Source organism: Neisseria dentiae (assembly GCF_024580525.1).
Lineage (GTDB): Bacteria > Pseudomonadota > Gammaproteobacteria > Burkholderiales > Neisseriaceae > Neisseria > Neisseria dentiae_A.
In genome coordinates this window covers 132,528-139,518 of sequence record NZ_JANIKQ010000004.1, presented here as the reverse complement: position 1 = coordinate 139,518, position 6,991 = coordinate 132,528, and the positions used below count along the sequence as shown (strand labels likewise).

Genomic DNA, 6,991 nt, shown 5'->3' with positions numbered 1-6,991 from the left:
TGTGGTGATGGTTGGTTATCTGCTCGTTTGGCTAAGACACGGATGTTAAAAAATCCCAGGGCGTGTACAGAGGCAGATAACCTGTTTGGTTGCTATGGTACATCGGTTTCAACATACAAGGGCGTGTAGTCAAAAAGCTTGCGAAGCGGTTTTTTGAGGAAAAATCTGCAGATGCAAGGCAAAAAGTACAGCAAGATTGGACATCTTGCGAGCATTTTTAACGCCGCAGATGCAGATTTTAACCAAAAATACCGCCGCAACGCTTTCTGACTACACGCCCTAGTTTCGTTTCAATCGCATCAATTCAAAACCGCCTTGTTTTTTCAAACAGATTTCATTTAAAAATAATTAATTCAAGCATATATTATCAATGGTTTCAGACGGCCTGAAAAAGCGTAAAATCCCCTTGCGCCTTATGCAGCAAAGCTCTGTTGCCGTGCCATCAAAATTTTTAATGGATTCCATCAGAATTTTGAGTTTTACAGTAATTTTAAAAATTACTACATTCGCCTACACAAGAAAAAGATTACACAAGGAGCATTACAAATGAGTAAGCACTCTGCCGGCCTGCGGTTCCGCGAGGCCGTTCAAACCGAAAACCCGCTGGCCGTTGTCGGCTGCATTAATGCCTATTTTGCCCGCCTTGCCACCCATAGCGGTTTCAAAGCCATCTACCTTTCGGGCGGCGGCGTTGCGGCCTGCTCGTGCGGTATTCCCGACTTGGGCATCACCACCATGGAAGACGTGCTGATCGACGCGCGCCGCATCACCGACAACGTCGACACCCCCCTGCTGGTGGACATCGACGTAGGCTGGGGCGGCGCTTTCAACATCGCCCGCACCATCCGCAACTTCGAGCGCGCCGGCGTGGCCGCCGTGCATATCGAAGACCAAGTGGCGCAGAAACGCTGCGGCCACCGTCCCAACAAAGCCATCGTGCCGCAAAGCGAAATGGTTGACCGCATCAAAGCCGCCGTAGATGCCCGCGTTGACGAAAACTTCGTGATTATGGCACGCACCGACGCACTGGCGGTGGAAGGTTTGGACGCCGCCATCGAGCGCGCCCAAGCCTGTGTGGAAGCCGGCGCCGACATGATTTTCCCCGAAGCCATGACCGAACTGGGTATGTATAAAAAATTCGCTGAAGCCGTGAAAGTGCCGGTGCTCGCCAACATCACCGAATTCGGCGCCACCCCGCTCTACACCCAGCAGGAGCTGGCCGAAAATGGTGTGAAACTCGTGCTCTACCCGCTCTCCACTTTCCGCGCAGCCAGCAAAGCCGCACTGAACGTTTACGAAGCGATTATGCGCGACGGCACGCAGGCCAACGTGGTCGATACCATGCAAACCCGCGCCGAACTCTACGAACATCTGAACTACCACGATTTCGAGCAGAAATTGGACGCCCTGTTCAGCAAATAACAACAACCTTTTACCAAAACCTTTCAGACGGCCCCGCCTTATTGCAGGCCGTCTGAAAAACAACACCAAATCCACAATAAAGGAGAATCTGAATGACTACCGAAACCCCGACTTTCAAACCCAAAAAATCCGTAGCACTTTCAGGCGTGCCCGCAGGCAACACCGCACTGTGCACCGTAGGCCGCAGCGGTAACGACTTGAGCTACCGCGGTTACGACATTCTCGATCTGGCCGAACACTGCGAATTCGAAGAAGTTGCCCACCTTTTGATTCACGGCCACCTGCCCAACAAATTCGAGCTGGCCGCCTATAAGAAAAAACTGCAATCCCTGCGCGGCCTGCCCATCCGCGTGATCCAAGTGCTCGAAAGCCTACCCGCACACACCCACCCGATGGACGTTTTACGCACCGGCGTATCCATGCTCGGCTGCGTACACCCCGAACGTGAGAGCCAACCCGCCAGCGAAGCCCGCGACATTGCCGACAAATTAATCGCCTGCCTGGGCAGCATGCTGCTTTATTGGTATCAGTTCTCGCACAACGGCAAACGCATCAAAGTAGAAAGCAAAGAAGACAGCATCGGCGGCCACTTCCTGCACCTGCTGCACGGCAAACGCCCCAGCAAATCACACGTTAAAGCCATGCATGTTTCGCTGATTCTTTATGCCGAGCACGAATTCAACGCCTCCACTTTCACCTCGCGCGTGATTGCCGGCACGGGTTCAGACATTTATTCGTGCATCACCGGCGCCATCGGCGCGCTCAAAGGCCCCAAACACGGCGGCGCCAACGAAGTGGCTTATGATATCCAAAAACGCTACCGCAGCGCCGACGAAGCCGAGGCCGACATCCGCGAACGCATCGGCCGCAAAGAAATCGTTATCGGCTTCGGCCACCCCGTTTACACTGTATCCGACCCGCGCAACGTGGTAATTAAAGAAGTGGCGCGCGAACTGAGCGCCGAAACCGGCGACATGCGCCTCTTTGACATTGCCGAGCGCTTGGAAACCCTGATGTGGAACGAGAAAAAAATGTTCCCCAATCTCGACTGGTTCTCTGCCGTTTCCTACCAAAAACTCGGTGTGCCCACCGCCATGTTTACTCCGCTGTTCGTGATTTCACGCACCACCGGCTGGAGCGCGCATGTTTTGGAACAACGCCAAGACGGCAAAATCATCCGCCCCAGCGCCAACTACACCGGCCCCGACGACCTGCCGTTTGTACCGATGGAAGAGCGTTAATCCTGCCCTACCGCAGATAACGGAACACAACCGTTAAAAACTTCAGACGGCCTTGTAAAGCATGACAGGCCGTCTGAAGTTTTTTATCACCGGTTTGTGTTTGAAGGCATGAAGCTTTGCCGGTTATTCCTTCATCTTAAAAAATCTGTGTTATGCCCGGGTTTGACCTGGGCATCTTGTTGCTTTGGAAGAAATAGCAGATACCCGGGCCAAGCCCGGGTATGAAGAAACATAAATAAATTCAGGATTAGAACGGATTTTTGCAAAATATCGGCCAGAGACCTTTGCAAGTTGTTTAGGTATGGAAAATCCTAGCGTTGTTTACAGTATTCAAAGGACAATACTGTAAATAACGTTAGGATTTCCTACATCTCAGGCCGTCTGAAAAAATATTTTCAGACGGCCTGATATTCATTCACATAATCACAAAGAGTACGCTATTGATTTTTCAAACCCAAAACATCCTGCATGTCAAACAGGCCGTTTTGGCGGTTGCGCAGCCACACGGCAGCGCGCACGGCGCCGGCGGCGAAAGTCATGCGGCTGGAAGCTTTATGGGTGATTTCCACGCGCTCGCCGTCGGCGGCGAACAAGGCTGTGTGGTCGCCGACGATGTCGCCGCCGCGTACAGTGGCGAAACCGATGGTTTGCGGATCGCGCTCGCCGGTGTGCCCTTCGCGGCCGTAAACGGCGCATTGTTTCAAATCGCGGCCGAGCGCGCCGGCAATCACTTCGCCCATACGTAGGGCCGTGCCGCTGGGGGCATCGACTTTATGACGGTGGTGCGCTTCGATGATTTCGATATCGTAGCCTTCGTTGAGTACGCGGGCGACGGTGTCGAGAATATGGAAAGTGAGGTTGACGCCCACGCTGTAATTGGCAGCGAACACGACGGCGGTTTTTTCGGCAGCCGCTTGAATGGCGGCCTTGCCTGCTTCATCAAAGCCCGTGGTGCCGATCACCATTTTCACACCGGCCTCGGCGCATTGTGCCAAATAGGCCAACGTAGGTTCGGGGCGGGTGAAGTCGATCAATACGTCGCTGGCGGCCAGCACAGCATCGGTATCGCTGCTGATGGCCACGCCGGTTTTGAGGCCGACGGCATAACCGGCATCCAAACCCAATGCGTTTGAACCGGTGTGTTCGAGTGCGCCGCTCAATACGGCATCGGGGTGGCGGCTGACGGCTTCCACCAACACGCGCCCCATGCGTCCGTCGGCACCGGCGATGGCGATTCTTAATGCGGTCATGTTTTTATCCTGAGGTTATTGCGAATCGGGCTGGAATACGGGTTGCGGCTGCTGGGGTTGCTGCGGCTGCTGAACAGGGCGCGGGGCGGCTGCCTGCTCTGCCTGAAGCTGCTGCACGGCGTGTTCGATGGCATTACCTTCGGCGCGCACCAGTTGGTCGTTATTGAAATAGAGGGTCAGCGTGCGCTGATCGGAAATTACGCCGTTACGGGCGATGTTGAAGGTGTAGTCCCAGCGGTCGGCATGGAAGGGATCGCGCAAGAGCGGCGTGCCCAGCAGCAGTTGAACCTGCTCGCGGCTCATGCCCGGTTGCAGCGACACCACGGCGCGGGCATCCAATTCGTTGCCCTGCACCACTTTCAGTTTGTAAGAGGGAAAATGCGATACGCGCTCGGAAGAGCAGGCGGCCAGCCCCAACAGGGCGGCAATGGCCAGACACAAGGTTTTATTCACTGGGTTTACCTTTCATCAAACAGCCGTTTCCGGCTCGGATATGGTTAGTTATCAATATGCCTGAAAGGTTCAGGCCATTAAAAACCTTTATTATCAAATAGTGGGCAAAGCCGCTAAAAATGCGTATTATAACGGCAATTACACCACAAGGGTATGAGAGCATTATGGAAAATAATTTCAGCAATATCGCCCAGTTAAAAGACAACGGCCTGAAAGTAACCGGCCCGCGCCTGAAAATTCTGGACTTATTCGAAACACACGCCGAAGAACACCTGAGCGCCGAAGACGTTTACCGCATCCTGCTCGACGAGGGCATCGAAATCGGTGTCGCCACCATTTACCGCGTATTAACCCAGTTTGAGCAGGCGGGCATTCTGCTGCGCCACCATTTTGAAACCGGCAAAGCGGTTTACGAGCTGAACCAGGGCGACCACCACGACCATATCGTGTGCGTAAAATGCGGCAAAGTAACCGAATTCCACAACGAAGAAATCGAACGCCTGCAAGACAAAATCGCCGAAGAGAACGGCTATAAAGTGGTGGACCACGCATTATATATGTATGGCGTGTGCAGCGAATGCCAGCAGAAAGGCAAACGCTGATTTGTTTGCCTACTATGGTTTTCAGACGGCCTGATGACGATATTCAGGCCGTCTGAAACATTTTAGGCCCAATATGCGGCAAATCCGCTTTTTTGATGCCGTTGAATATGCCGCCTTGTTTTTTGCCCGATTATGATTAAACCGCTTACTTCATAACAATAACAGCTCCGTCATGCTCAGGCTTGCCCCGGGTATCTCATATTGCCGAAACTCAAGATACCCGGGGCAAGCCCGAGCATAACGTATATTTTTTCTTTAAGTTGATTGACTATATATCTCGCCCGAACCGCCGGAACAGTTGTCTGAAATGGATATTCCTATTTTACCGCCGCACGGCTGCCGTTTTCCCGACCCTGCACAAGCCGTTGCCGAGCGCGACGGCCTGGTGGCCGTTGGCGGCGATTTAAGCCCCGAGCGCCTGCTGGCCGCCTATCCGCAGGGGATTTTTCCGTGGTATAGCGAAAACCAGCCTATCTGCTGGTTTGCCCTCGCACCGCGCACCGTGCTGTTCCCCGAAAAAATCCATATCGGCCGCTCACTGCACAAAAGCCTGCGCAACAAACCCTACGCCGTTACCGCCAACCACAGTTTTTCCGCCGTTATCGCCGCCTGCGCCGCCGTGCCGCGTGCAGGGCAGGACGGCACTTGGATTACCGGCGATATGCAGCGCGCCTACACCAAACTGCACGAAATGGGGCACGCACACTCTTTTGAATGCTGGTATCCCGACCAAGCAGGCCGTCTGAAACTTGCCGGCGGGTTTTACGGCGTGCAAATCGGGCGGGTGTTTTTCGGCGAATCGATGTTTGCCGCACAGGCCGACGCTTCCAAAACCGCCTTCGCCCTCGCCGTGCCCTATCTGGCCGAATGCGGCATCGAATTAATCGACTGCCAGCAAAACACCCCCCACTTGGCGCGTTTCGGCTCCGAGCAGATGGATTTTGCAGACTTCCAAGCCGCCCTGCGGCGGCTGACCGCGCAGCCGCTTGCGCACCCCATAGGCAGCGGCGTATTGGCTGCCAACCGCATAAGCTGAGGCCGTCTGAAAACACGCAACCGTTTTTAGGTTAAAATACGTTCCTTCAATTTATCGAGGCCGTCTGAAAAGCCTTCCACCCCCAACCAGGAAAACAAAATGTCATTACAAAACATCATCGAAACCGCGTTTGAAAACCGCGCCGACATCACCCCCGCCAGCGTTACCCCCGAAGTGAAGCAGGCCGTTGAAGAAACCCTGCGCCGGCTCGACAGCGGCGCGCTGCGCGTGGCCGAACGCTTGGGCGTAGGCCAATGGAAAGTGAACGAATGGGCGAAAAAAGCCGTGCTGCTTTCTTTCCGCATCGCCGACAACGAAGTGCAAAACGACGGCGTGAACAAATATTTCGATAAAGTGCCGACCAAATTCGCCGACTGGAGCGAAGAAGAATTCAAAGCCGCCGGTTTCCGCGCCGTGCCCGGCGCCGTGGCCCGCCGCGGCAGTTTTGTCGCCAAAAACGTGGTGTTGATGCCTTCTTATGTAAACATCGGCGCATATGTTGACGAAGGCGCGATGGTTGACACCTGGGCCACCGTCGGCTCATGCGCCCAAATCGGCAAAAACGTGCACTTGTCCGGCGGCGTGGGCATCGGCGGCGTGCTCGAACCCTTGCAGGCTTCGCCCACCATCATCGAAGACAACTGCTTTATCGGCGCACGCAGCGAAATCGTGGAAGGCGTGATTGTGGAAGAAGGCAGCGTGATTTCGATGGGCGTGTATATCGGCCAATCCACCAAAATCTATGACCGCGAAACCGGCGAAATCCACTACGGCCGCGTGCCTGCAGGCTCGGTGGTGGTATCCGGCAGCCTGCCCTCCGCCGACGGCAAATACAGCCTCTACTGCGCCGTTATCGTGAAAAAAGTGGACGCGCAAACCCGCGCCAAAACCAGCGTGAACGAGCTGCTGCGCGGCGTATAACCCACACCTTGCCAACCTTGTCGGAAGGCCGTCTGAAAAACCGCACGCAACCGGTTTTCAGACGGC

Annotated in this window: 6 protein-coding genes and 1 pseudogene; 5 read left to right on the top strand and 2 right to left on the bottom strand. The window is 54.6% G+C overall.

The features are described from left to right. Positions 1-546: 546 nt before the first annotated feature. Both prpB and prpC read left to right on the top strand, forming a co-directional pair. Positions 547-1,422, top strand: coding sequence for a methylisocitrate lyase (gene prpB, locus NQ012_RS04300; RefSeq protein WP_257066379.1), 876 nt, complete (start codon positions 547-549; stop codon positions 1,420-1,422). Between the two features lie 92 nt (positions 1,423-1,514). Continuing rightward, complete coding sequence (gene prpC / locus NQ012_RS04295; protein ID WP_257066377.1) at positions 1,515-2,663, top strand: bifunctional 2-methylcitrate synthase/citrate synthase; 1,149 nt, start codon at positions 1,515-1,517, stop codon at positions 2,661-2,663. Positions 2,664-3,100: 437 nt separating this feature from the next. Here the strand turns inward: prpC and dapB are convergent, their stop codons facing one another. Both dapB and NQ012_RS04285 read right to left on the bottom strand, forming a co-directional pair. Further along, positions 3,101-3,913: a 4-hydroxy-tetrahydrodipicolinate reductase gene (gene dapB, locus NQ012_RS04290; RefSeq protein WP_257066376.1), complete on the bottom strand. Its 813-nt coding sequence runs from the start codon at positions 3,911-3,913 to the stop codon at positions 3,101-3,103. Between the two features lie 15 nt (positions 3,914-3,928). After that, positions 3,929-4,366 (bottom strand): outer membrane protein assembly factor BamE, encoded by a 438-nt coding sequence (locus NQ012_RS04285; protein WP_257066375.1) that lies wholly within the window; start codon positions 4,364-4,366, stop codon positions 3,929-3,931. Positions 4,367-4,466: 100 nt separating this feature from the next. Between NQ012_RS04285 and fur the strand changes: the two are divergent. The 3 genes and pseudogenes from fur to dapD all read left to right on the top strand — a co-directional run bounded on the left by fur (position 4,467) and on the right by dapD (position 6,925). After that, a pseudogene (gene fur / locus NQ012_RS04280) lies at positions 4,467-4,968 on the top strand (ferric iron uptake transcriptional regulator). A 307-nt stretch (positions 4,969-5,275) separates the two neighbouring features. Then, positions 5,276-6,004: a leucyl/phenylalanyl-tRNA--protein transferase gene (aat, locus tag NQ012_RS04275; protein ID WP_257066374.1), complete on the top strand. Its 729-nt coding sequence runs from the start codon at positions 5,276-5,278 to the stop codon at positions 6,002-6,004. 99 nt (positions 6,005-6,103) lie between these two features. Further along, entirely contained in the window at positions 6,104-6,925 is an 822-nt protein-coding gene (dapD, locus tag NQ012_RS04270; protein ID WP_257066373.1) for a 2,3,4,5-tetrahydropyridine-2,6-dicarboxylate N-succinyltransferase, read from the top strand. The last annotated feature ends 66 nt before the right edge of the window (positions 6,926-6,991 follow it).

Coding starts and splice junctions, on each gene's coding strand:
- prpB (WP_257066379.1), top strand. CDS start 547: ATGAGTAAGCACTCTGCCGGCCTGCGGTTCCGCGAGGCCGTTCAAACC.
- prpC (WP_257066377.1), top strand. CDS start 1,515: ATGACTACCGAAACCCCGACTTTCAAACCCAAAAAATCCGTAGCACTT.
- dapB (WP_257066376.1), bottom strand. CDS start 3,913: ATGACCGCATTAAGAATCGCCATCGCCGGTGCCGACGGACGCATGGGG.
- aat (WP_257066374.1), top strand. CDS start 5,276: ATGGATATTCCTATTTTACCGCCGCACGGCTGCCGTTTTCCCGACCCT.
- dapD (WP_257066373.1), top strand. CDS start 6,104: ATGTCATTACAAAACATCATCGAAACCGCGTTTGAAAACCGCGCCGAC.